This window comes from Capnocytophaga canis (genome assembly GCF_000827555.1).
GTDB classification, from domain to species: Bacteria; Bacteroidota; Bacteroidia; order Flavobacteriales; family Flavobacteriaceae; genus Capnocytophaga; species Capnocytophaga canis.
Genome location: NZ_CDOI01000134.1, coordinates 43507 through 69336, shown reverse-complemented (window position 1 = coordinate 69336; position 25830 = coordinate 43507). Strand labels below are relative to the sequence as shown.

The 25830-nt window shown below is 35.9% G+C and carries 21 protein-coding genes; 11 read left to right on the top strand and 10 right to left on the bottom strand.

Annotated elements, in window-relative coordinates:
• The first annotated feature begins 8 nt into the window (after positions 1-8).
• The 10 genes from porN (at position 9) to CCAND38_RS04320 (ending at position 12373) form a co-directional block, all read left to right on the top strand.
• Positions 9-908 (top strand): type IX secretion system ring subunit PorN/GldN, encoded by a 900-nt coding sequence (porN, locus tag CCAND38_RS04360; protein ID WP_042344027.1) that lies wholly within the window; start codon positions 9-11, stop codon positions 906-908.
• Between the two features lie 90 nt (positions 909-998).
• Entirely contained in the window at positions 999-2048 is a 1050-nt protein-coding gene (locus CCAND38_RS04355) for an NAD(P)/FAD-dependent oxidoreductase (protein ID WP_042344026.1), read from the top strand.
• A 174-nt stretch (positions 2049-2222) separates the two neighbouring features.
• Positions 2223-2633, top strand: a complete 411-nt coding sequence (locus tag CCAND38_RS04350; RefSeq protein WP_042007230.1) for a bactofilin family protein — start codon at positions 2223-2225, stop codon at positions 2631-2633.
• Positions 2599-2823: an AtpZ/AtpI family protein gene (locus CCAND38_RS11495; RefSeq protein WP_082021442.1), complete on the top strand. Its 225-nt coding sequence runs from the start codon at positions 2599-2601 to the stop codon at positions 2821-2823. The genes CCAND38_RS04350 and CCAND38_RS11495 overlap by 35 nt, the downstream gene beginning before the upstream one ends.
• Before the next feature lie 3 nt (positions 2824-2826).
• The gene (locus CCAND38_RS04345; RefSeq protein WP_156129763.1) at positions 2827-3207 is read left to right on the top strand and encodes a hypothetical protein; all 381 of its coding nucleotides are present in this window, start codon (positions 2827-2829) and stop codon (positions 3205-3207) included.
• A 97-nt stretch (positions 3208-3304) separates the two neighbouring features.
• A complete protein-coding gene (locus CCAND38_RS04340; RefSeq protein ID WP_042344047.1) occupies positions 3305-4855 on the top strand; it encodes a beta-N-acetylhexosaminidase in 1551 nt (516 codons plus the stop codon).
• A gap of 130 nt (positions 4856-4985) precedes the next feature.
• Positions 4986-6179 carry a glycine C-acetyltransferase gene (kbl, locus tag CCAND38_RS04335; protein WP_042007234.1) on the top strand — a complete coding sequence of 398 codons (1194 nt, stop codon included), beginning with the start codon at positions 4986-4988 and terminating at the stop codon, positions 6177-6179.
• A gap of 103 nt (positions 6180-6282) precedes the next feature.
• Positions 6283-7644: an OmpA family protein gene (locus CCAND38_RS04330; RefSeq protein ID WP_042344024.1), complete on the top strand. Its 1362-nt coding sequence runs from the start codon at positions 6283-6285 to the stop codon at positions 7642-7644.
• Between the two features lie 448 nt (positions 7645-8092).
• On the top strand, positions 8093-11755 hold the full coding sequence (gene purL / locus CCAND38_RS04325) for a phosphoribosylformylglycinamidine synthase (RefSeq protein ID WP_042344023.1): 3663 nt from the start codon (positions 8093-8095) through the stop codon (positions 11753-11755).
• A gap of 102 nt (positions 11756-11857) precedes the next feature.
• On the top strand, positions 11858-12373 hold the full coding sequence (locus tag CCAND38_RS04320) for a DUF4431 domain-containing protein (RefSeq protein WP_042007237.1): 516 nt from the start codon (positions 11858-11860) through the stop codon (positions 12371-12373).
• A gap of 293 nt (positions 12374-12666) precedes the next feature.
• On the opposite strand, the gene CCAND38_RS04315 is transcribed toward CCAND38_RS04320, so the two are convergent.
• The 10 genes from CCAND38_RS04315 to CCAND38_RS04270 all read right to left on the bottom strand — a co-directional run bounded on the left by CCAND38_RS04315 (position 12667) and on the right by CCAND38_RS04270 (position 24594).
• A complete protein-coding gene (locus tag CCAND38_RS04315; protein WP_052458118.1) occupies positions 12667-12990 on the bottom strand; it encodes a DUF3784 domain-containing protein in 324 nt (107 codons plus the stop codon).
• A gap of 64 nt (positions 12991-13054) precedes the next feature.
• The gene (locus CCAND38_RS04310) at positions 13055-14245 is read right to left on the bottom strand and encodes a glycoside hydrolase family 57 protein (RefSeq protein ID WP_042344022.1); all 1191 of its coding nucleotides are present in this window, start codon (positions 14243-14245) and stop codon (positions 13055-13057) included.
• Positions 14246-14461: 216 nt separating this feature from the next.
• Complete coding sequence (locus CCAND38_RS04305; RefSeq protein ID WP_156129762.1) at positions 14462-15061, bottom strand: hypothetical protein; 600 nt, start codon at positions 15059-15061, stop codon at positions 14462-14464.
• A gap of 170 nt (positions 15062-15231) precedes the next feature.
• On the bottom strand, positions 15232-16521 hold the full coding sequence (locus CCAND38_RS04300; protein WP_041999556.1) for a glycosyltransferase family 4 protein: 1290 nt from the start codon (positions 16519-16521) through the stop codon (positions 15232-15234).
• A gap of 109 nt (positions 16522-16630) precedes the next feature.
• Positions 16631-17650 carry a PDDEXK nuclease domain-containing protein gene (locus CCAND38_RS04295; RefSeq protein WP_042344020.1) on the bottom strand — a complete coding sequence of 340 codons (1020 nt, stop codon included), beginning with the start codon at positions 17648-17650 and terminating at the stop codon, positions 16631-16633.
• Positions 17651-17819: 169 nt separating this feature from the next.
• Complete coding sequence (locus CCAND38_RS04290) at positions 17820-18131, bottom strand: hypothetical protein (protein ID WP_013996524.1); 312 nt, start codon at positions 18129-18131, stop codon at positions 17820-17822.
• 335 nt (positions 18132-18466) lie between these two features.
• On the bottom strand, positions 18467-19483 hold the full coding sequence (locus CCAND38_RS04285; protein WP_042008285.1) for a PDDEXK nuclease domain-containing protein: 1017 nt from the start codon (positions 19481-19483) through the stop codon (positions 18467-18469).
• Positions 19484-19605: 122 nt separating this feature from the next.
• A complete protein-coding gene (locus CCAND38_RS04280) occupies positions 19606-21555 on the bottom strand; it encodes a glycogen debranching enzyme N-terminal domain-containing protein (protein ID WP_042344019.1) in 1950 nt (649 codons plus the stop codon).
• Positions 21556-21571: 16 nt separating this feature from the next.
• Positions 21572-22558: a virulence RhuM family protein/type II toxin-antitoxin system death-on-curing family toxin gene (locus tag CCAND38_RS04275; RefSeq protein ID WP_042344018.1), complete on the bottom strand. Its 987-nt coding sequence runs from the start codon at positions 22556-22558 to the stop codon at positions 21572-21574.
• 56 nt (positions 22559-22614) lie between these two features.
• Positions 22615-24594 carry an alpha amylase C-terminal domain-containing protein gene (locus CCAND38_RS04270; RefSeq protein ID WP_042344017.1) on the bottom strand — a complete coding sequence of 660 codons (1980 nt, stop codon included), beginning with the start codon at positions 24592-24594 and terminating at the stop codon, positions 22615-22617.
• Between the two features lie 355 nt (positions 24595-24949).
• Between CCAND38_RS04270 and CCAND38_RS04265 the strand changes: the two genes are divergently transcribed.
• A complete protein-coding gene (locus CCAND38_RS04265) occupies positions 24950-25735 on the top strand; it encodes a DUF3108 domain-containing protein (RefSeq protein WP_042008293.1) in 786 nt (261 codons plus the stop codon).
• The last annotated feature ends 95 nt before the right edge of the window (positions 25736-25830 follow it).

Here is a 25830-nt window from a genome sequence, read left to right as displayed (position 1 = left end):
AACAATTAATGAAATTTCAATCAAAAAACGTAGTTCTTTTTGTAGCATTTGTTTTAATTGCTAATCTTTCTTCAGCTCAGGCGAATTTGCTTAATGCTAAAAAGGTGGAAGATATTGGTAAGAAAACAGAAGCTCAAATTGATGCAGACAATGATAAACCATTACCTTACGGGTATGTCGATGAGAGAGATATTCTTTGGTCTGTGGAAACTTGGGAAATTATAGACCTGAACGAACGAGTAAATTTTCCGTTACTTTTCCCAATAGATACCTTGGATGTAAGTACTTATCGCCGTCCGTTGTTTGATGTTATTATGAAAAACGTTAAGAATGGTAAGTTAGACATCTACAGAGATTCTCATTTTGCTGAGAAGATAACATTGGAGAGTATCAAAGCCAGTTTAACTAAAGAGGATTTGATGGATGCGGGTTACGACCAATTGAACGCAGGTGAACAGGTTTCTGAGGAGTATAAAATTCGTCGTGATTTAACTGCGGGTGATATTGCTCAATACCGCGTGAGAGGTTGGTGGTACTTTGACAAACGTCAAGGAGAGCTCAAATATCGGATTTTAGCAATTGCACCAGTGGCTCCAGATGTCAACTTTATTGATTCAGAAGATGCTCAGGCTTCTTTGATTGAATTGTTTTGGATATTCTACCCACAAGCAAGAGAGATTCTGCATGAGGCTAAGACTTTCAACAGAAAGAATGATGCTAAACCAATCTCCTTTGATCATTTGCTAAATGCAAGAATGTTTAGCGGAGTTATTTATAAGGAAGCAAACGTTTATGGTGACAGACCAATCAACGAGTATTTACCGGGTAATTCGTTATTCCAGCTCTTAGAATCTGATAAAATAAAAGAGAAAATCAGAAGTAGAGAGCACGATATGTGGGCAAATTAATATTAAAAAATAAATTTTATAAAAAACTGTTTTGAAGCACTGAGTTGTTTCGGAACAGTTTTTTCTATTGAGGATAAATTCGATTATTGTATGTTTGATTTTATTATTGTTGGAGCTGGGTTGGCAGGTGTTTCTTTTGCCCATATGTTAGAAAATGAGAACAAGACGTTTTGTATTATCAACAATCATTCACAATTGGCGAGTTTGGTGGCAGCAGGGGTGTATAATCCAGTTGTTTTAAAGCGTTTTACTCCTATATGGAAAGCTGATGAACAGGTAGATTTGTTACATAACTTTTATGACCAAATGGAACAAAAATTGAGCAAAAAAATACGTATTGAGCAATCTATACTTAGAAAATTTAATTCAATTGAAGAACAAAATAATTGGTTTCACGCTTCTGATAAACCAATTTTGTCAAGATATTTGAATCCAAGTATTTTACCAGAGAATAATACACATATTAAAGCTCCCTTTGGGTTTGGAAAGGTTCAATACACGGGAAGGCTTGATGTGAAAACATATTTGACTGAATCTATCAATCGATGGAGGGATGAAAATATATATCACCATAGAAATTTTTTCTATGAGGATTTACATATTGAGGACGATGTTGTTTACTATCAAACTATTTCGGCAAGGCATATTGTTTTTTGTGAGGGTTATGGAGTACTTAAAAATCCGTTTTTTCAATATTTACCTATGAAACCATGTAAAGGAGAAACTTTGACTTTTTACGCCCCTGATTTGGATTTGAATGAAATTCTAAAAGGAGATGGTGTAATTATACCAATAGGGGAGGGGGTTTACAAAATAGGAGCTACATACGAATGGGATGACCTGAGTGATACTATCACTGAAAAAGGTCGTAAGGAATTGGTTGATAAATTAGAAAAACTGATTTCGTGTAGTTATGAAATTATTGAACAGGAAGCCTCCGTACGTCCGACAGTTTCGGACAGAAGACCTTTAGTAGGAAAGCATCCAAAGTATGACAATATGTGGATTCTCAATGGACTTGGCACACGCGGGGTAATGAACGCTCCGTATGTAGCGAAAGCACTTTATCAAACTGTTTTTGAACAAACTGAATTGCTCAAAGAAATGGACGTAGTCCGTTATCAGAAGTTTTGGAAATAAATAATTAAAAATCAGATATTTATCTATATCAATACTTTTGATAAAATAAGAACTTCTTTTTTTGAGCAATTTTCTTGAGCCTATGACTTAAAAAATTGAGTAAAACATTTTGTATGTAATAAAAAAGCATTAACTTTGGGAAGTGATTTTTTAATCTTTTAAAAGAAATAGATTATGTTCAAAGAAAATAAGAAGGTTATGGCAGAGAATACAGCAGCAAGTAGTAACAGAATAGTTACGGATACAAAATTTAAAGGAGAGATAGTATCTAAAACCGATTTTAGAATTGACGGGGAGGTGGAAGGAAATTTCCAAACCAGTGGAAAATTGGTAGTAGGAAAAACGGGAATAATCAAAGGTACAGTGATTTGTGAAAATGCAGATGTTGAGGGAAGAATAGAAGGAACGCTTCGAGTGAATAGTGTTTTAACTTTAAAATCAACGGCTGTTATTGAAGGAGATGTAACCGTTGACAAACTTTCCATAGAGCCTGGAGCAGTGTTTAATGTATCATGCACCATGAAAGGAAGTAATAGACCAACTAGTTTAAATGAAAAACCGACTACCGACAAAGCAATTAAATAAGTGGATACGATTCTCCCAAACGGGGTTGCAAATGGCAGTAACTATTGTTGCTTGTTGTTTTTTAGGAGTTTGGTTGGATGAAAAGTACGTGAGTTTACAACCTCTTTTTACTGTGCTTTTCTCTCTTTTGGGAGTTTTTGTTGCTATTTATTCTGTGATTAGGCAAGTGAAGAATTTTTCTGAAGACTAACCTATGAAGAGTTTTGTACGTTTTTTTCTGACAGTCTGTGTAGTAATCGCACTGACCCAGTTTCTTATGGATTTACTGATCAAGCAGTATGCTTTGAATCTTTTTTCTTCTGTTGAGAAAATTTGTTTGTTTCATTTGATATTATCATTAGGGGTATTAACCATTATTTATACTGTACACAGGCTACGTCCAAAATATACTTCTTTTGCTTTTTTGGGGACAGCTTTTCTGCGTATGGGAACCATGATTGTTTTCGTATTACCTTTAGCTAAAGCTGTGGAGCAAACTCCAATCACAGATGTTATATTTCTTATGGTACCATATTTTATTCTAACCACCATTGAAGCTATTTTTACCGTAAAACTTATTCGAAACGCAACCTAAAATAGTTGTAATAAATTCATAAAGTAAAATAACGAAGTTGTTACTTGTTTTTATAAAACTGATAATCAGAGTATTGTATATGAAAAAAATCTATATAATGAAGTTATTTGGTCTATTCTTTTTTGTATTTATGGTAGGAGCAAATGCTCAACAGATTTCAGTAGTTCCCCAACCAAACGAGGTTTTTTTTCGAAAAGAGAAGTGTCGTTTGGATAGGACTGTCATTTTTGAAATCGACAAAGCTTTTGATTCATTACAAGAAGAACTATCTCTTCTTTTCCCAACAGATGATAATTCTTCTAAATCTACTCTAAAAATTTCTGTTAAGCAAGATCATTCTATCAACAATCAAGAAGGTTATATTCTTGATATTCAACCTAAAGTGATTATTATTAAGTCCAAAGAAAAGGCAGGTGCTTTCTATGCAATTCAGACTTTGAAGCAATTGGTAGCACAGTCAAAATACAATCGGTCAAATTTCATAACCTGTATGAAAATTAATGATGCACCTCGTTTTGCTTATCGAGCATTGATGGTTGATCCTGCACGACATTATTGGAAGATGGAAGATCTGAAAAAATACATTGATGCAATGGCTCAATACAAATTTAATTTTCTGCATTTACATCTTACGGATGATCAAGGGTGGCGTATTGAAATTAAAAAATATCCGAAATTGACAGAGATTGGGTCTAAAAGAACAGATTTCGAGGGAGATAAACGTAATAACGAAGGGTATTACACACAAGATCAAATGAGAGAATTAGTGCAATATGCATTGCAACGCAACGTTCAAATTATCCCAGAGTTTGACGTTCCAGGTCATAGCGATGCTGCTATTGCGGCCTATCCGGAGTTAAGCTGTAATGATACGATCATTAAAGTACGTAACGTTGCAGGGGTTTCTAAAAATCTGCTTTGTGTGTCCAAAGAAAACGTTTTTAGGTTTATTGATGATGTGATTACGGAACTTTCGGATGTATTTCCGTGTTCGTATTTCCATATTGGAGGTGATGAGGCGCCGCTTGATAAATGGATTGAAAATCCATCGGTACAAGATTTAAAGAAAAGATTACAAGTTACAGATAATCACCAATTGGTTAGCTATTTCTTTTCAAGAGTCAATGAATCATTAGTTAAAAATGGAAAACAACCTTTGGTGTGGTTAGAATTAGAAACGCCTGAATATCCAAAAAACAGCATTATGTATTTATGGCGTTATAATACAACGCCTGAAGTTTTAGAAAGAGCAAAAAAAGATGGCTTTAGAGTCATTTGCTCCCCTGGTGAATATGCATATTTTGATTATCCACAGTGGAAAAATGATTTGCCTAACGTTGGTTGGATGCCTACTTTGACTTTGCAACGCGTGTATGAGTTCAATCCGTCATTTTCTTTAAATAAAGAGGAAGAAAAGCAGTACATCTTTGGTGTGGAAGCCACCCTTTGGGGAGAAAGTGTAAAGGATTTGTTCAGAGCGTTTTATATGACATTCCCCCGAGCATTTGCTATGGCAGAAGCAGGTTGGACAGAAATGCCAAATCGTAGCTGGGAAAATTTTGTCAAAAAATTAGATTTTCAACTGGACTATCTGTTGAAGCAAGGAGTGAATTATCGTCCCCCTGTGGAATTGTATAAAGATAGGTAGTGATACAAAGAGAATAAAAACCATAATTTCATGACACAATCTGCCACGTATTTTTACAAGAATATTTTTGTAGTCAATGAATAAATAACTACCTTTGTAGTCTAAAGAACAATCAAACAATTTTTCAATTATGTACGGAGAAATAAAAAAGCATTTACAAGCTGAAATAGAATCAATTAAAGAAGCGGGTCTTTACAAGAAAGAACGCATTATTACATCAAAACAAGGTGCTGAAATCAAGATTTCAACGGGAGAGGAAGTGATTAACTTTTGTGCTAATAACTATTTAGGACTTTCCTCACATCCCGAAGTAATTCAAGCTGCCAAAGATGCTTTAGATTCACATGGCTTTGGCATGTCTTCCGTCCGTTTCATTTGTGGAACTCAGGATATCCACAAAGAATTAGAAAAAAAAATAGCAGACTTTTACGGAACTGAAGATACCATATTGTATGCTGCAGCTTTCGATGCTAACGGAGGGGTGTTTGAACCTTTATTCACCGAAGAAGATGCAATTATTTCCGATGCCTTAAATCACGCATCTATCATTGATGGTGTTCGCTTGTGCAAAGCAAAACGTTTCCGCTACGAAAATAGTAACATGCAAGATTTAGAAGCTAAACTTCAGGAAGCAAATGCAGCAGGAGCGAGATTTAAAATTATAGTTACCGATGGGGTTTTTTCGATGGATGGTGTGGTTGCACCTCTAAATGAGATTTGTGATTTGGCTGATAAATACGATGCTTTGGTAATGGTAGATGAATGTCATGCAGCAGGTTTTATCGGAGCTACAGGGAAAGGAACTATGGAAGCTAAAAACGCTTTAGGTAGAGTCGATATTATTACAGGTACGTTAGGAAAAGCCTTAGGCGGTGCGATGGGAGGTTACACCACAGGTAAAAAAGAAATTATTGAAATTTTACGTCAACGTTCGCGTCCGTATTTATTTTCCAACTCATTAGCACCAGCTATTGTGGGAGCTTCTATCAAGGTTTTTGATTTGATTTCTAAAGATACATCGCTTCGCGATAAATTGGAATGGAATACTAACTATTTCAAAAAAGGGATGAAAGCAGCAGGATTCGACATTGTGGAAGGCGACAGTGCAATAGTACCAGTGATGCTTTACGATGCTCAAGTGTCTCAAATTATGGCAGATGAATTGCTAAAAAAAGGAATTTATGTGATTGGATTTTTCTATCCGGTAGTTCCAAAAGGAAAGGCTCGTATACGTGTACAACTCTCAGCAGCACACTCTAAATCACACTTAGACAAAGCAATAGAGGCCTTTACAGAAGTAGGAAAGTCTTTGGGAGTAATTTAAATATCGAAAAAAGCAAAAAAAATTCGTGAAAAGCATAAAAAATAAAAAATTATAGTTATATTTGCACCCAAAATAAAGTAGTAATCAAAATTCATTTTTAAGTATGAAGAAAATCAAAGTAACTTTAATTGCCTTAGCAGCTGTTTTTTCGGTAGGTGTTCAGGCACAAGATGAAAGCAATCCTTGGCAAATAGGATTTGGAGTTAACTCAGTAGATATCCGTACACCAAGTACTTTTGGAGAACTATTGAAAGATTGGGCAGGACCAAGCGACATCAACGTTCTTCCAGCTGTATCTCGCCTTTCAGTAGGTAGATATATCGGAAGTGGTGTTTCTGTTGAAGTTTCAGGATCTTTGAACAAAATCGAAAAAGGTTTCGGATATCAAAAAGGAGGACAAAAAGTAGACAAGTCTTTCTGGGCTATCGACGCAAGAGGTAAATATCACATAAATACGTTGTGGGAAGGAGCAAGATGGTTTGATCCTTATGCACAAGTAGGGGTAGGTTACGCTAACATCGACAAAGAAGGAGAATTCAAATTTTTAGGAGGTGCTGGAGCTAACTTCTGGTTTACTCAAAATATCGGTTTGAATGCTCAGACTACTTACAACCACATGCCAAAAGGTGAAGTAGGTTTAGACTATGCTCAACACTCTTTAGGTGTTACTATCAAATTTGGTAGCAAAGACACTGACGGAGACGGAATCATTGATGAAAAAGATGAGTGTCCAGAAGTAGCTGGTCCAAAAGAATTAAACGGATGTCCTGATTCAGACGGAGACGGAATCGCTGATAAAGATGACGCTTGTCCAAACGATGCAGGTTCAAAAGATTTCAACGGATGTCCTGATTCAGACGGAGACGGAATCGCTGATAAAGATGACGCTTGTCCAAACCAAGCTGGTCCAAGATCATTGAACGGATGTCCTGACTCAGACGGGGATGGCGTAGCTGATAAAGATGACGCTTGTCCAAAAGTAGCTGGTCCAAAAGAAAACAAAGGTTGTCCTTGGCCAGACACTGATAAAGATGGTGTTTATGACAAAGATGATGAGTGTCCGCAAGTAGCTGGTCCTGCATCTAACAAAGGTTGCCCAGAGGTTACTGAAGAAGTACAAAAAACATTGAATGAGTATGCTAAAACTATCTTGTTCGAAACAGGTAAAGCTTCTATCAAACCTCAGTCAGCTGCAGTATTAGAGCAAATCGTTAGCGTATTGAATCAATATCCTAACTCTAAATTTACAATTGAAGGACATACTGACAGCACAGGTAACAAAGCTAAAAACCTTACACTTTCACAAGAAAGAGCTGATTCAGTAAAACTTTACTTGGTTCAAAGAGGTATTTCTGATACACGTTTATCTTCAAAAGGATACGGAGTTGAGAAACCAATCGCAAGCAACAAAAATGCTAAAGGAAGAGCTTTAAACCGTCGTGTTGAAATCAACTTAGTAAAATAATTTGATAAAATAGACTATAAAAAAGGTTGCCAAATGGCAGCCTTTTTTGTTTCTTTATAGGAAGGTTGGTTATCAGGTAGAAACTTCGGAAATTAGTATTAAAACATATCTCCGTTTAATAATACGTTTGATAGAAATATTAAAAATACCACTTCCTAAGCTTTTTGGTTCAACATTTTCCGACGTTATAAAAATCGAATAAATAAACAATTGTTTTGAGCTATATTTTAATAAAACAACTCTTATTACACTGGGCAAATATTTTGATTAACTTTTGGTTTTAAAAACGATTCTGTAATTTACTTCTAAAAAGATCATCTATCACAAATTTTTAACAGAAGTATTTCTTTGTAATGTGAATTACGAATATTGGCACAAATTTTTCATTCTCCCTCGTTTCGCAATTCGTTTTTTTTGTCTAAATTTGTCGCTTAAATCCATAAATCAAATGATACATTTCTTTAAAAATCCGAAGCAGAATTTATATGCGGTGCAAACTACCGAAAACTTATCTGAACAAACGATTTCTAAACTAAATTGGCTTTTTGGTGGAGCTAAGAAAATTGAGCAGGAAGTTCTCAAAGGATTTTTTGTAGGACCCCGTGCAGCAATGATTACCCCTTGGAGTACAAACGCTGTCGAAATTACCCAAAATATGGATATCCAAGGAATTATTCGTATCGAAGAATTTAACGAAGTATCCAAGGATTTTACTGATTTTGACCCAATGCTATTTCAGAAATACAATGGGCTGTATCAAGATATTTTTACCATAAATATTACACCCGAACCTGTTTTAGAAATTGATGATATTGAGGAATATAATCAAAAAGAAGGCTTATCATTAAGCGTCGAGGAAGTAGAATATCTTAACAATTTATCAAAGAAGTTAGATAGAAAACTCACTGATTCAGAGGTGTTTGGGTTTTCTCAAATTAATTCGGAACATTGTCGTCATAAGATTTTTAACGGAACTTTTATCATTGATGGAGAAGAAAAACCAAGTTCTCTTTTCAAACTGATTAAGAAAACTTCTGAAATAAATCCTAACGAAATTGTTTCTGCTTACAAAGATAATGTCGCTTTTATTCAAGGTCCTGTTGTAGAGCAATTTGCTCCAAAAACGGCTGACAAACCTGACTTTTTTGAAACTAAAAAATTTGAGTCTGTTATTTCGCTTAAAGCAGAAACACATAATTTTCCAACGACTGTTGAACCCTTTAATGGGGCGGCGACAGGTTCTGGTGGGGAAATTCGCGACCGCTTGGCAGGAGGACAAGGCTCATTGCCACTTGCAGGGACGGCAGTGTATATGACTTCGTATTCTCGATTGGAAGAAAATCGCCCGTGGGAAAAGGCGATGGACGAACGTAAGTGGTTGTATCAAACACCGATGGATATTCTTATCAAAGCTTCAAACGGAGCTTCTGATTTTGGAAACAAATTCGGACAGCCACTCATTGCAGGTTCGCTCTTAACCTTTGAACACGAGGAAGATGCAAAGAAGTTGGGATTCGATAAGGTAATTATGTTAGCTGGTGGTGTAGGATATGGAAAGAAATCTCAAGCTATAAAGCATCAGCCAAAAGAAGGAGATAAAATCGTAATTTTAGGTGGAGAAAATTATCGCATTGGTATGGGAGGGGCTGCTGTTTCAAGTGCTGATACAGGAGCTTTTGGTTCTGGAATTGAACTAAATGCAATTCAGCGTTCTAATCCTGAAATGCAAAAACGAGCTGCCAACGCCATCCGAGCAATGGTAGAGGCTGATGAAAATCCGATAGTTTCCATTCACGATCACGGGGCAGGTGGACATCTGAATTGCCTTTCTGAGCTTATTGAAGAAACAGGCGGGAAAATTGATTTGGACAAACTTCCTGTGGGCGACCCAACGCTTTCTGATAAGGAAATCATCGGGAACGAATCGCAGGAACGTATGGGGTTGGTTATTGGAAACAAGCATATTGAAAAATTAAAAACCATAGCCGAACGTGAACGAAGCCCGATGTATGAGGTAGGAGAAGTAACTTCTGATAAGCGTTTTTCAATAACTTCTAAAAAGAAAAACACGAAGCCTTTGGATTTTCATCTGTCGGATATGTTTGGAAGTTCTCCAAAAACTATAATGGAGGATACTTCTGTCAAAACAGAATATGAAGATTTAGTGTATTATCAAAGTAATATAAAGTCATATTTAGAACAAGTTTTACAACTTGAAGCTGTTGCTTGTAAAGATTGGCTTACTAATAAAGTTGACCGATGCGTGGGCGGACGTGTAGCGAAGCAACAATGTGTAGGGGCTTTGCAGTTACCACTTAATAATGTGGGAGTTATGGCTCTTGATTATCAAGGCAAAGAGGGGATTGCGACAACCATAGGGCATTCGCCTCTTACAGCATTGATTGACCCTGTGGCAGGAAGCCGAAATGCAGTTGCAGAAGCTCTGTCTAATATTGTGTGGGCTCCGCTTAAAAATGGAATCAATGGGGTTTCGCTTTCAGCTAATTGGATGTGGGCTTGTAAAAATAAGGGAGAAGATGCTCGTCTGTACGAAGCTGTAAAAGGCTGTTCGGATTTTGCTATTGAATTGGGAATCAATATTCCAACAGGAAAAGATTCTCTCTCAATGAAGCAAAAATATCCTAATGGAGACGTGATTGCTCCTGGTACGGTAATCATTTCATCTGTCGCGAATTGCACGGATATCACCAAAGTAGTAGAGCCTGTTTTAAAACGAAACGGCGGAGCGATTTATTATATCAATCTCTCACAGGATAAATTCAAATTAGGAGGTTCTTCGTTTGCTCAAATTTTGAATAAAATTGGGAAAGAAGCTCCGACTATCAAAGATGCTGAATATTTCAAAAAAGCATTCAGTGCTATTCAATATCTTGTAAATCAGGGTAAAATACAAGCGGGACACGATATAGGAAGTGGTGGACTCATTACTACTCTGTTAGAAATGTGTTTTGCTGAAAATGATTTGGGAGCTGATTTTGATTTTTCAGTTTTTAAAGAAGAAGACACAGCGAAATTATTATTTAATGAAAATATTGGTCTTGTTTTTCAAGCAGATACAGAAGCAGAAAATTATCTGAAATCAGAAGGGATTGAAGTTTTCAAAATTGGAACAGTAACAAATTCTGATATCCTGAATGTTAAGAATTTTGATACAGAATTGACATTTAATATTTCGGAATTACGTGATATTTGGTTTTTAACTTCTTATTTGTTAGACAAAAAACAAACTAAAAACGATAAAGCAACAGAAAGATATCAAAATTATTCTGAACAACCGCTAAATTTTGTATTTCCGAAGCATTTTACAGGTCAAAAACCTAAACTTTCGAGTGGAAAACGACCAAAAGCGGCTGTAATTCGTGAAAAAGGAAGTAACTCTGAACGTGAAATGGCAAATGCAATGTATTTGGCAGGTTTTGATGTGAAAGATGTACATATGACTGACCTTATTTCAGGAAGAGAAACGTTGGAAGATGTGCAATTCATCGGAGCTGTGGGCGGATTTTCAAATTCGGACGTGTTGGGAAGTGCCAAAGGTTGGGCAGGAGCTTTTCTCTATAACGAAAAAGCAAAAACGGCTTTGGAAAATTTCTTCAAACGCAAGGACACGCTTTCGGTAGGAATTTGTAATGGTTGTCAGTTGTTTATGGAGTTAGAAGTGATTAATCCTGAGCACGAAACACACGGAAAAATGGTTCATAACGATAGTGGAAAACACGAAAGCGGATTTACTTCGGTAACTGTTCAGAAAAATAATTCGGTGATGCTTTCTTCGTTGGAAGGAGCAACATTAGGCGTTTGGATTTCTCACGGGGAAGGAAAATTCCACCTGCCAATGGCTGAAAATGAGTATAATATTGTAGCAAAATATGCCTATGAGGGTTATCCTGCGAATCCTAATGGTTCAGATTATAATACGGCAATGCTTTGTGATAAAACTGGACGTCATTTAGTAATGATGCCACATATCGAACGCTCTATTTTCCAATGGAATTGGGCACATTACCCCGAAAATCGACACGATGAGGTTTCACCTTGGTTAGAGGCTTTTGTAAATGCACGAAAGTGGATTGAGGAAAGGAGTAAATAATGTTTTAAGGTGCGTAAACACGCACCTTTTTTCATATTTTCAACTTAATAATTATTTTGTAACTTTGTGCTGATTTTCAGCAAAAACTAAAAATATTGTGTTATGAAAAGTAATAATCTAATTTTTCTGGGACTTATCGGACTGGTGCTTTCCTTTGTAGGTTGTAAAGACAACTCGAAGCAACAAGCTACCCAACAGAATGTACAAAGCAATATTGCATCTGATTTTCATAAACCAGATGAAAATATCAAAAAAAATGCGGAAGGTTACAAGGAATATTTCTATGAACCCTCTATATCGGTAATTTCTGGTATTATAAAGATCAAAACATTTTTCGGGCCTCCGGGGTATGGTGAAAGTCCAGAGGTAGATGCAAAGGAGGAGGTATTTATATTAGAACTCAGAAACCCTATAAATCTTGTTGCAGACGAAGAAGATGACGGGTTTAATCCTGCACAAACTAATATTTTAGAAGTTCAATTAACCTCAACTTCCGATATTAAATTTACAAATTATATTGACAAAAACGTCCGTTTGACGGGAAGTTTCTTCGGAGCACATACAGGACATCATTTTACTGATGTTTTGATGGATGTTGCACAAATTAAGAAAGAATAGATTGATTTATAAAAATACTTCAAATAAAGTTGTTTGTCATTTTGTTTTTAGAAGTAAAAATGGAACGTCTAAATTTTATTTTTGTCAGCAAAATAAAATTGCTAATTATTAAATAAAATCTTAATATTCTCAAAAAATAGACAGCGAAAACGTTTATCAGGTAATAAACTTTTGTTAAAGTTGAAATTAACTATTGTGTATTGAAAATTATTTGTACCTTTGCAATGCAATGAGGGTGGTAGCTCATTGCAAAACTTCAAATAATAGTTTTCATAATTTAAAGTTTTGGTTGGTTAATGGAAAAGTCCGGTATTATTATCGGACTTTTTTCCTTTCCAAATAAAATAAGGGTAAATGACAAGAGGGTAAAATATAGTGAAAAGTATACCCCAATGTTCGTTTATAAAATAAAGAATCATTGTTCCACCAATGAACGATGAAATTCCCAAAAACAGATGAAATCTCTTAAAAAATGGAATATAAGTCCTTATATCCACTCTTTTGCATTCTTCTTCTGACATTGTATTGTAGCCTGAAAGGGTTTGTTCAGCATTCTTTTCTGTAACTAAAAAAGCTACGACAATATAGCATAAACTTAAAATAACTATCGCGATCATTAGTATATAAATTTATTGTAAAAAAAAACTGCCATAGCGTTCACAACCACAGCAGTTCATTATATTACTTTTCTTCCAAACGTACCTCAAAATCACTCAAAACGTTCATATAGTTGATAAACGCCTCGTAAGGAGAATCATACGGAGTGAAATACTTATGATAATCCGAAGTAGAGAAGAGTTTAGTCCGCATATGATAAAAATGTTCACTTGCTTGTAATCGTCCGTAATCGTCGGACAATTCTGCGTTCTTTTTCTTCTTTACAATAGACTGAATTCTAAATAATTGGTTGAACGCCTCTTTCTGTAATTCGTTTCCGAGCCACGAAGTAATGTCACGTTCTTCGTCTGTCCACGAAATTGGAAAAGGAACGGGCAAAACATCTTTCGCAGTATGTTTTTTAACAACTTCTTTCGGAAGAAGAAACTGATAATCATCATCTTCCATCATATTTTTTACAAAATACTCCAAAAAGTCGAAAATACCACTTTCTTTGCGATTGTAATGACCGATAACATCGTAATTCATAAACAGATTAAGCACTTCGGTTTCTGCCAAACTATGTTTTACCCACGAAGCATATTTCTCGGAAGTAAGCGGATATTCGCTCCATTGTCTGTCAGAAAATCGAATGGCAATATCATCACTTAATTTGCTGTTTTTCAGTAGTAAATTTAGATTTTCATCTATCGGATTTTTATACACAAAGTTAGGACTTTTCCAACCCAAAACGTGTTTTGCTCCGTCGGTAAGCATCGTTTTGAAACCCAATTTGGCTACTCGCTCTCCGATTTTGTCAGAATAAATCAAAGACGTATTTCGGAAGGTTACGGGCTTCTTCCCAAAAAGACTTTTTACCACATTTACGTGGCGTTTTACTTGTTGTTCAAATTCGTCCGAATCCTCTGAAAGAGAAGCCAATGAATGCGAATAGGTTTCCGCCAAAAATTCCACATTACCAGTTTCAGCAAGTTCTTGAAACGAGCGGATAACCTCAGGAGTGTGCATATTTAATTGGTCGATTGCCGAACCTGAAATCGAAAAGGCAACCTTGAATTTTCCGTCGTATTTTTTGATTAAATCCAACAGCAATGCATTGGTTGGGAGATAGCAATTTTCGGCAAGTTCCTCCAATTCAGAACGATTGGCGTAATTGTCAAAATAATTATGTTTCTTTCCTATATCAAAAAAATGATATTTTCTAAGTCGTTCGGGGTGATGTATTTGGAAATAAATACAGATTGACTTTTTCATAAATAAAGTTGTTTTTTGCTGTTTACACTGATTTTTATGCTAAAAAGTTAGTCTTATCAGATTGGTTTTTGATTTTGTCATTCAACGCTCAAAATTATAAATTTTTAATGATTAAAGCAAGAGATTAACAAAAAAAGAAATTATATTTTACTGAAATAGAAAGCCCAGATCGCATTTCATTGTAATCTGGGCTTTACTATTGACTTTTTAGTTTTTTTAAAAATTATATATTAAAGACAATTTCAATAGATTATAATTTTTCATTATGTATTTTTTGGTTTTATTTCCTACAAAATAATTATTCTGTGAATAAATACCAAAGCTACAATCTTTTCCTAATGGAATTTCTACACCAATTTCTAACGGAAAATCAACGTACCAGTCTGTTTTAGGAGGTTCAAAAGTTACACTGTTGATTTTTTGATGGTATTTTATCGCTTTATTGAACTGAAAACCAGCACTAAGTGTAAATTTTATATTTGTTTGTTCAAAATTCCATACGTATCCTCTTAATTTAAAAGGAATTTCTATGAATGTAGCTTTTACACGACTATAACCATCGGGAAGTAGCGCTCCATTGTTGAAATGAGTAACTCCAACACCAGTTAATATACCTCCTTTTGAAGAGAGTTTGTAAAATAATAAAGTGTTTATATTGTTTACATTTCCTGTGATTTCAAAGGCTTCTCCTTTGAGTTCTGCTGAACCTAATCCAAAAGAGATTTCACCTTTCCACTTCGACTTTTGTAAACTTTCATTCTGACTGTACATTACAGAAAAACAAGACAAAAATAAAATTGCTAAAAAGTATTTCATATGTATTTTATTATTTTAAACCTAAAGTTATCTGAGAAAATGATTTGGATATATTGAAGAGTCTGGAATCGGAATTTAATAATTAAATGTTTTCAACTCTTTTTCGTATGATAAACTACTTATCTTTCTCTCTATCATATCTTGTATATGCATTAATTTTTTATCTTTCCTTATTCCACGAGCTTTTCGTAAATGGTTTTGAGTTTCAAAGAGGCGTTTTCCCATTTGAGCTGATTTACCTCATCATAGCCTTCGCGTGACATATATTCGGCAAGAGTAGGATAGGAGAGGATTCCGTGAATGGCATCTGCCAGGGCGTCAATATCCCAATAATCGACCTTGATGGCGTGGTCTAAAACCTCAGCCACACCCGATTGCTTCGAAATGATAGTAGGCACACCCGAACGCATCGCCTCCAAAGGTGAAATCCCGAAAGGCTCTGAAACCGAAGGCATTACATAAACATCACTATAACGGAACATTCGTTGTACTTCGCCACCTTTTAAGAAACCTGTAAAATGAAATTTCGTTCCGATACCCAATTGTGCCACACGTCGCACCAACGGATTCATCTTCTCGCCACTTCCTGCCATTACAAAACGCACATTGGGAGTCCGTTTGAGTACCTTAGCTGCAGCTTCAACAAAGTATTCCGGACCTTTTTGCAGGGTAATTCTTCCTAAGAAAGTTACGATTTTCTCCTTAACGCCTCGTTCTTCCTTTTCGGTAGTTTCAGCAGAAAAATCAACCGCATTATGCACCGTGATAACCTTTTCCGGATTGATGCCGTACTTCTCCACCACGATGTTACGCGTCCAATTACTCACTGTAACCACAACGTCAGCAGCTTCCATTCCGCGTTTTTCGATATCGTATACCAATGTATTACGGTTGTGTTCGCCACCTCGGTCGTATTCGGTAGCGTGTACGTGAACCACCAATGGTTTTCCCGATAGTTTCTTGGCAACAATTCCTGCACTATACGTGAGCCAATCGTGAGCGTGTATAACATCAAATTGGTGATTTTTAGCCACCGTTCCGGCAACCAACGCATACCGATATACTTCCTCCATCAGGTTGGCACCATACTTACCCGAAAATTGGAATTTATTTCTGAAAGAAATGGTTTCTTTGTTTTCGCCCGTTTTCAGATAGGCTTCGCGTTCACGAGCAAAGGTTTCGGGGTCTAAATACGGAACTAAATTCGAACCGATTTCCATAAAGTTGATGTTCTTCCAAAACTCCTCAATATTTTCCATATTTTGGAGCATTTCCACATCACTTGCGTTTATAATCTGTGCGACGGAACTATCCTCATCACCCCCTGCTTTTGGCATCACGAACAAAACATTTACGTTGTGCTTTGCTAATCCTTTGGCGATTCCATAACAGGCTGTGCCAAGCCCTCCACTGATGTGGGGCGGAAACTCCCAACCGAACATTAGTACTTTTACACTCATATCATTCTTACTTATTTGGCGTTTCTATTTAAAATTTTATTGATTTTGCTAATTTTCTCTATTTTCAAGCTGAATTAATCTGTTTTTTTTTGTTTATGATGAAAGATTTTTATTGTACTTCATCAGGTTTTTCATCTTCTTCATTGATTTCAAAATTTTCAATTTCTTTACGTATTTCATCTAAAAGTTGTTTTTCTGTTGGCAGATACAATTGGTATTTACTTGTTATAATATGCTTTTGATTCTCAGGAAGGGTATATTTTACCACAGCGTCATTTTTGTCGGCACAGAGCAAAATACCAATGGTTGGGTTTTCGTGGCTGAGTTTCTGTGTGCGGTCATAATAATTGACGTACATTTGTAGCTGCCCTATATCCTGATGGGTAAGTTTATCGGTTTTGATTTCGATAATCACAAAACTTTGCAATAAACGATTGTAAAACACTAAATCTACAAAAAACTCATCTCCCTCAATATGAATGCGTTTTTGCCGAGCTACAAACGAAAATCCGTTGCCTAATTCCAACAAAAATTCTTGTAAATGAGAAAGCATTTTAGTTTCTAAATCCTTTTCATAATAGGTACTTTGTTGTTTCAAACCCAAAAACTCCAAAACCATAGGGTCTTTGATTATTTCCTTTGGGTCAGAAGGTTGCCTTTCATTTCGAGCAACGGCAAGTACGCTTTCTTTATCGTTCGAAAGCAAAAGTCTTTCGTACAAAGAAGCGTTTATTTGTCGTTCCAACTGCCGAGAAGTCCAATTATTTTTTGTTGTTTCGGCGATGTAAAACTCTCGTTTATGTTGGTCATCTATTCGCATAAGTATCTTATACTGAGTCCAACTCAATTGTGAATGCAGTGCGTTCACAATTGGGAAAGTTTTGTAAAATTGCCTATATAAGTTCAGTTGTCGAAATGAACAAAGGCTCCCGAAGTCGGGTTCTAACTTGGCAGAAAGCTCCTTAATGAGGTAACTTCCGTAATCTGCTCGTTTTTTACCTTGCTGTTCTTCCTCAAAAATACGTTTACCAATATGCCAATACATCAGCGTACGTGCGTTATTGACTGAGCGTATCGCCTTTTCACGAGCCTGTAAAATAATATCTTTTATATCGGTAAATAGCTTCATTGTTTAATAACTTCATCTTATTGAATTTCAGTGCTATTGCTGAAAATACCTATTACTTGTGATTCATTTCGAAAATATTACAATAGCAACTTCACATCCGCCCTCACATTGATACGTTACAACTACGGAAGGGATGTATCCCCTCCCTACATTGTGCAATCTTTACCGCCTATCGTTTATCCTCGAAACCAAACTCTCGCCAACGTTCTTGCGGTTCGCCCATTTTGATGTATTTTTTCAAAAAGGCATATACCTCTTCCGTTTCGGCAATATGTTTTTCTAACTCGGCGGTTTTTTCTTTGAGTTGAGCTTTAAGTTTTTCCTGTTCTACATTGACCTCCGCTGCTTTTTGGTAGGCAGTGTTTAGTTTGTCACGCATTTGAGCGGTAACACCCACAGGCAAATTTTCACCTCGTTCGGTAAGGGCTTTTACTAATAGTTGTGCCGATGTGATGATTTCGGCAAATGACCTTTTTCTCATCTTAATTTGTCTTTTATATTATAAAAATAGTTATTCTTGTTGATTTTACAATAAAACAGATGTAGAATTAAAATCTTCTTTAGTAGAACTTTTATATTCTAATGAAGAATTAAATAATTCATCAGTAGCATTATATTATCCATAAGAAGAAATATTTTCTTCATCAGAAGATTTTGTTTCTTCACGTGTAGAAGTATTTTCTTCTTATGAAGATAAAGATTCTACGTATTATCTGTTTTATTCTTTATTATTATCATTTATATTTACTTATAAAAAGGTTTTCTTCTGAACATTTATACGCTTTTTCGTAACGTACATATTCACCGATTTCGTTTTTATTTATTCAATAACCCCTTGTTTTCAAACTGCTCACGTGCTTCAATGAAGGCTTCGTGTAATTTTTTTTCCAATTGTTTTTTAGGAGGTAACTCTGTCCAATACTCGGCAACCATAATACCATCTTTATGGATTTCCAAAAGTTCCACTTGTTCCTTGCTATTTTCAGCACACAAAATCAGTCCGATAGGAGCTTCTTCGCCCTCTTGACGTTCGTATTTATTTAACCATTTGAGGTAAAGTTCCATTTGTCCTTTGTGTTTGGCTTGGAATTTACCGATTTTCAGCTCAATGGCAATCAATCGCTTTAATTTTCTATGGAAAAACAAAAGGTCTAAATAGAAATCTTCTCCATCAATAATCATTCGTTTTTGGCGTTCTACAAAGGCAAATCCTCTTCCAAGTTCTAAAATAAAGGACTCTAATTTATGTAAAATAGCCGTTTCAATGTCTTTTTCCAAATAATCACTTCGAAGTCCTAAAAAATCCAATAGATAGGGGTCTTTGAAAGTGTTTATAGGAATAATTTCCGATTGTTGAACCTGTAAATTAGCAATTTGCATTCTCTCAAAGGCTTTGGTAGTGATTTGCTTACGAAGTTCTCGTTTTCCTAAATTTTCAGATACTGCCAACTCAGCATAAAACATTCTTGCTTCGTGATTTTTAAGGGGGATAAGTATCAAAAAATGCGACCAACTCAATTGTCGTGCCAGTGGAACGACAATTTGAAAATCAGGAAATACCTCTGCAAACTGCATCATTCTTCGGATATTTTTTTCCGTAAAATTACGTCCGTATTTAGATTCCAACTCATTGGCAATCATTGGTACAATCCGTTTTCCGTAAGTAGCTCGTTCATTGTTTAATACATCTTCATTGATACGCTTTCCAACCTGCCAAAAGACAAGGGTAAGGGTGCTGTTGGCATAATAAACTATCTGTTGCTGACCGTTTTCTATTAAGACGGAAAGCTCCGAAAGTAAATTTTTGTTCAATGGTTTCGTATCTTTTTTCATTCCTTAATCGTTTATGGATTGTGTTTTATCGTAGGGGCGAAAAATATTTCGCCCTTACTTACATTGTACACATCATTGATTACATTTTATCGTAGAGGCGAAAAATATTCCACCCTTACATTTTACGACTCATAATTCATTGTCAGTTGTTTGGCTCGAAGGATTTCGGCTACATTTCGGGCTTTGGAAATGCAACCTCGCGAACGGAATGGCGGATTTCCATCGTAAATTGCCGAAATGGTACTTACGCCGTGTCCGCTTAATTCTTCCTCGAAATCAGCTAAAATTACTTCTGCATCAGGGATATAGGTTTTTCCGTAAATTTTTAAATGAGCTTCTATATAAAATCCTATAAACCAAGGATGTACCGACCCGTTAAACGTAGCTCGGTCGCGGTCGTACACGTTGCCAATACTTACGCTTTCGTAACTTTTATTTTTAGGTGACAACGAACGTAATCCTCGTGGAGTGAGCAATTCTTGTCTGACAATGTCCAAAACGCGTTTCTTACTTCGCTCATCAAGAGGAGAATATGCCAACGCACAAGGTATCAACTGATTGGGGCGAACATCACGATTTTGATGAGCATAATTCACATAATCTGCCAAGTATTTTTTGTCAGCAATCCAAAAGGTTTGATTGAAATTTTCAGCAATCATCGTAGGCAAATCGCTCCATTCTTTCAGAAAATCTTTATCCTTTGAGGCTTCTGCCAAAGCAATTGCGTAACACACGGCATTGTACCACAACGCATTGACTTCGACCACATAACCGTTTCGCGGAACAATGGCTCCGCCATCAAATTGAGCATCGACCCACGTTAGCGGACGACTAATATCTTCCGACCAAATCAGTCCGTTGTTATCCATTCGTATGGATTTATGCTGTCCATTTTTGTAAGTTTCCAAAATGGTTCGCATCAACTCGCCAAAGTCTTTCCAAAGTTGTTTTGGCGTTTTTTTGGTGTATTTTTCATACTGCTGAATTGTCCAAAAAAACCAAAGTGAAGTGTCGGCATCATATTGACGTTCAGCTACGTGCGTACTTACTGTTTTTTCAAAAAGTCCATTGGAAAAATATTTTTTAACTGATGTAAGTACCTCATCGAACGTCTTTTGAGTGTTTTCTGCCAAAGCAATTCCCGGTAAAGCGATGAACGTATCGCGTGTGTTGCTATTGTACCAATGATAACCTTCTTTCACACGAATTTCTCCTGCTTTCTGAATTAGAAATTGTGTAGCAGAATAGTTAAGGCATTCCTCAAACGAGTTTCGCTCGCGACGCTGATTGATAAGTCGGGTGAATTTCTGTTTGAGTTGTTTGCTGTTGTTTTCCTCCGTACTTGCCGAAAATACAACGCTTTCGCCTTTTTTGATATTCAACTCGAAATAACCAAGCGTGAGTAAATCTTCCGTATAATCGTATCCACGTTCTTTTTCTTTTTTATAAAATATATTACAATTCCAATTCGGTTGGTATTCAAAATCAGTATCTTGGCTTAACTGCAAATGCAAATACGGAAAATCAGGATAAAGTTTGGTTTTGATTCCGCCTTCAATTTTCTCAATATTTTTGTTTGCTAAATCATTGACTTTACTTAACGAATGAATATCACGAAATGCCAATAACGGATTCAACCTCAACTTAGTAGGGGAGTGGGCTTCGAGCAAGGTGTAACGCACCAAAACCTGAGGTTCGTTATGCACCATCAGAATTTCTTTTTTGAGTGTTACACCCCCCACCTGATAGATAACGGTAAAGGCTTTTTCGTAGGAAACATCCACGATATATTTATGTCCGCGAGGTTCGTACGTTTCGGGATATTGATGCACGGCAAAGTTGAAATCGCGTCCGTGTTGAATGATGGTTTCATCAAGTGAAGACAACAAGACGTGATTCTGTCCTCTGAAATTTTCGAGTGGAACTACCAAAAGTCCGTGATATTTTCGTGTATTGCAAAAAACAAGGGTAGAAGAGCTGTATCCGCCCCCGCGATTGGTGCCAAGAAACTCTCTGTCAAGAGAATATTCCAAATTGATTAATTCTTTCTTTTTGAATGTTAAATAACTCATTATCTTATTTTTTTATTCAGACGTTAATGAAATGTTCTGTTAAACGTATTATTAATTCTTTTTGTTCAGGTTTACTTTCAGCAACTAATAAAGCTAAAGCAACCAATGTATTGTCGTTGATTAAGTTTTCCACAGGTTTTTGCAAAAGATGTTGATTGATACGCAAATACCATAAAAACAAAAATGCTCCCGTACGTTTGTTTCCATCAGCAAACGGATGATTTTTTATGATGAAATAGAGTAAATGAGCCGCTCTACTTGCTACATTGGGGTAAAAATATTCCTCACCGAAACCTTGCTCAATGGTAGCCAATGCCGACTCAAGTCCGCTACTGCGTATTTGTCCGAAAAGTTCACTAGCCTCACCCTTTTCAACGAGTGATTTTTTGAGTTGGTCAATGGCTTTTAAAACGTCTTCATACGGCAAAGCGTTCATTTCTTGGTTTTTTAAAGAACTTTTTGGTAGGCTCTGTTGGTCGTAAGCTTGTAATAAACTCCAACTTTTTGCATATTTTTGCACAACTTTCAGTACCGCAACACCTTCATCGTTTATCAAAGTTTGATTTTCCAAAGTGGAACTCAATAGCGAAAGGACCTCATTAAATTCGATACCCCGCTCTTTTAGGCGTTGCTCATTAATGGTATAACCTTGAACCAAGTGTTGTTTTAGGGTTTGTGTCGCCCATTTGCGGAATTGAGTTGCTCTCTTAGAGCTAACTCTATATCCAACAGACAAAATTGCGTCAAGATTATAATGTTTTAACGTTCTCTTAACCTGCCTTTTTCCTTCTTGACGAACTACCGAGAAATCCTCGGTAGTTGAAAATTCATCTAATTCCTCTTCTAAAAAAATATTCTTCAAATGCAAACCGATATTGTCCGTACTTGTATCAAACAAAAAAGACATTTGCGACTGCGTAAGCCACACTGTTTCCTTCTCCAAGGAAACCTGCAATGAAATTTTTTTGTCGTCAGTGGTAAATATTTTTATTTCATTTATCATTTAATTTTGATTATTCATTATCTTTTTAATTGTATAATAACTCTACAATTAAAAAACTACTCATTCATTTTCAAAACAATAGCTAACCTTGACGGAATGTACAAACTTATTAAATTCTTCTCGTGTTTGTACTGCGTAAAATGCTCGACATTTTCATCAATACGATTTTGCCCTCCAAAGTTCGGATTGTCCGAATTTAAAACATAGGTGTATTTTCCTGCTTCTACCTCAAATTCATAATTATTAAACGACTCTGACGGATTGAAATTAAACACAAACAAAAATCCACCTCGTTCAAAAGCTAAAATTTGACGTTCGTTATCACGAACCAAAATATTAGGCATTTCTTCGAGTAAATTATTCTTTTTCACAAAATGAATCATCGCCCTATCAAAATTATTCAAATATTTGAATTTCAGATTTTCATCATCAAGCAAACTCCACAAACGACGCGCGTGATTGTAGCTCCAACTATTTCCTTCACGCGGAAAATCAATCCATTCAGGGTGTCCCCATTCGTTCCCCATAAATGCCAAATAGCCATTTCCTGCTGTGGCAATGGTTACCAAACGAATCATTTTATGCAAAGCGATGGCTCTGTCAATCACCAAATTTTGGTCGAAAACGCTCATTCCTGAATAAATTTCCTTATCCGCCAAACGGAAGAAAATCGTTTTGTCGCCCACTAAGGCTTGGTCGTGGCTTTCGGCGTAACTAATAGTTTTTTCTTCTAAACGTTTGTTAGTCAGTTCGTAATAGATATCGCCCACGTGCCAATCTTCGTCTTTGTAATCTTCCAAAAGTTTAATCCAATAATCGGGAACACCCATATGCATTTTATAATCGAAACCCATTCCGCCTCCTTCAATAGGAAACGCCAAACCCGGAATTCCGCTCATTTCTTCGGCAATGGTGATGGCTTTTGGATGTATTTCGTGAATAAGCTGATTTGCCAAAGTCAGATATGTTATCGCATCAATATCCTGATTTCCATCATAATACAAGGAGTAATTAGTGAAGGCTTTTCCTAATCCGTGGTGAAGGTAAATCATACTTGTAACGCCATCAAATCGGAAGCCATCAAACTGAAATTCTTCCAACCAATATTTACAATTAGAAAGAAGAAAATTAAGCACTTGTGGTTTTCCGTAATCGAACAAACGGGAATCCCACTGTGGATGTTTTCCCCTTTCGCCCGAGTGGAAATACAGATAATCCGTGCCATCAAAATAGCCCAATCCTTCGGCTTCGTTACTTACCGAATGCGAATGCACAATATCCAAAATGACTTTAATTCCTAATCCGTGAGCCTTGTCTATCAACTCTTTAAGCTCTTCAGGCGTTCCAAAACGAGAACTCACAGCGAAGAAATTTGCTACCTGATAGCCGAACGAACCATAATAAGGATGTTCCTGAATTGCCATAAGTTGAATGGTATTGTATCCCAAAGAAGCAATTCGAGGCAACACAAACAGACGAAATTCGGTAAAAGAAGTCACTTTTCTTTGTTCGGAGCTCATACCAATATGAGCTTCATAAATTAGAGGAGAATTCGTTTGGGAAGGTCGAGTATTTTTCCATTGATAGGGCTTTTCAGGCTGCCAAACTTGGGCGGTAAAAACTTTTGTATATTCGTCCTGAACTACTCTTTTTACGTGTGAGGGAAGTCTTTCTGCTCCACCACCTTGCCATTCTACATATAATTTATACAAATCGCCGTGCGAAAGTTCCGATTTTGGCAAACGAATTTCCCAATTTTCGTGGTCTATTTTCGTAAAATCGTATTTTTCAGTTGGTTGCCAATCGTTTTTGTCAAAAAGTAGATATATTTTTGTTGCATTCGGAGCCCATTCTCTTAAAATCCATTCATTTTCCGTAAAATGCAATCCGTAAAACAAGTGAGAATTTATATTATCAGACAGACGGGCACAATTTCCTCGCATTTTTTGGCAAATTTTCAAAAAATAGGAATGTCGAGCTTGAATTTTGTCGGCAAATCGTTGTAACAAAGAGTCTGTTTTTAGGATCGGAAGCATAGGCGGTTAATGGGTTAATATTTATTCTATGTTTGTTGGTTTTCAATGTTTTAAATAAAAAACACTTTCGCGGATAAAATTAATATTTTTTTAGGAAAAAAGCAATTATTTTATGAAAAAAAATAACGATGAATTTCAAAACCTTCATTGAAAAGAGATAAAATTCTTCCAAAATTTACGTATTATAAAGGATTTCGTAAGCTAAATGGGACTAAAAGTTTTTTGCTTATCAGGGGGTATGTGGTGAGTTAATATATTTTTCTATCTTTGCAAATGAAGTAATTTATGGCATAATGATTGTTAAAGGTTCATGAGTCGAGAATAAATTTACATAAAACTAAAAAAAACATACAATATGAAAAGAATAATTTTATATATCCTTTTTTTATTTCCTGTTTTTGGAACACAGGTGATTGCACAAGATAATGATTTGCCTTTCAAAGGAGGTGAATGGCTAAAATTTAAGGTGAAATACGGAATTTTTAACGCCAGTGAGGCTACTCTGTTGCTTAAAGAAGCTGATTACAACGGAGAAAAGGTGTTTCATTCTGTAGGAAAAGGAGCTACAACGGGTTTGGCAAGAGTGTTTTTTAAGGTTGATGATACCTACGAAAGCTATTTTGGTATCAGTGATGGAAAACCTCGTCATTTCATTCGTAATATTTATGAAGGAGGGTACACTAAGCACCTAAAAATGGATTTTAATCACGATGTTAATAAAGTGAAAATCAAAAATATGGAGAATGGAGAATTGTCTGAAATTTCAGTTCCAATACATATTCAAGATGTTATTTCAGCTTTTTATCAGTTGCGAAGTAATCCAAAGATTAGTAATATCCAAAAGGGAGAGGAAATTGCGATGGATTTGATTTTTGATGATGATGAGGTGTTCAAATTCAAGTTACGTTACTTAGGTAAAGAAAAGATAAAAACTAAATTTGGAACTCAAAATACTATGATTTTTAGACCGTTAGTTCAAGATGGGCGTGTGTTTAAAGAAGAAGAGAGTATCACAATGTGGATTTCGGATGACAAAAATCGCGTTCCATTGCGCATCAAAGCTACTTTACGTGTAGGATCTTTAGTGGCTGATTTAGATTCTTTTAACGGGTTGAAACATCCACACCAATTGGAAAAATAGAGAATTAAAATTTCATTAAGCAAATGAAATTTTAAGAATATTTATTCTCTGAAGATTTATAAAAAAACAATCTCAAATTTGAAAATAATTTGTAT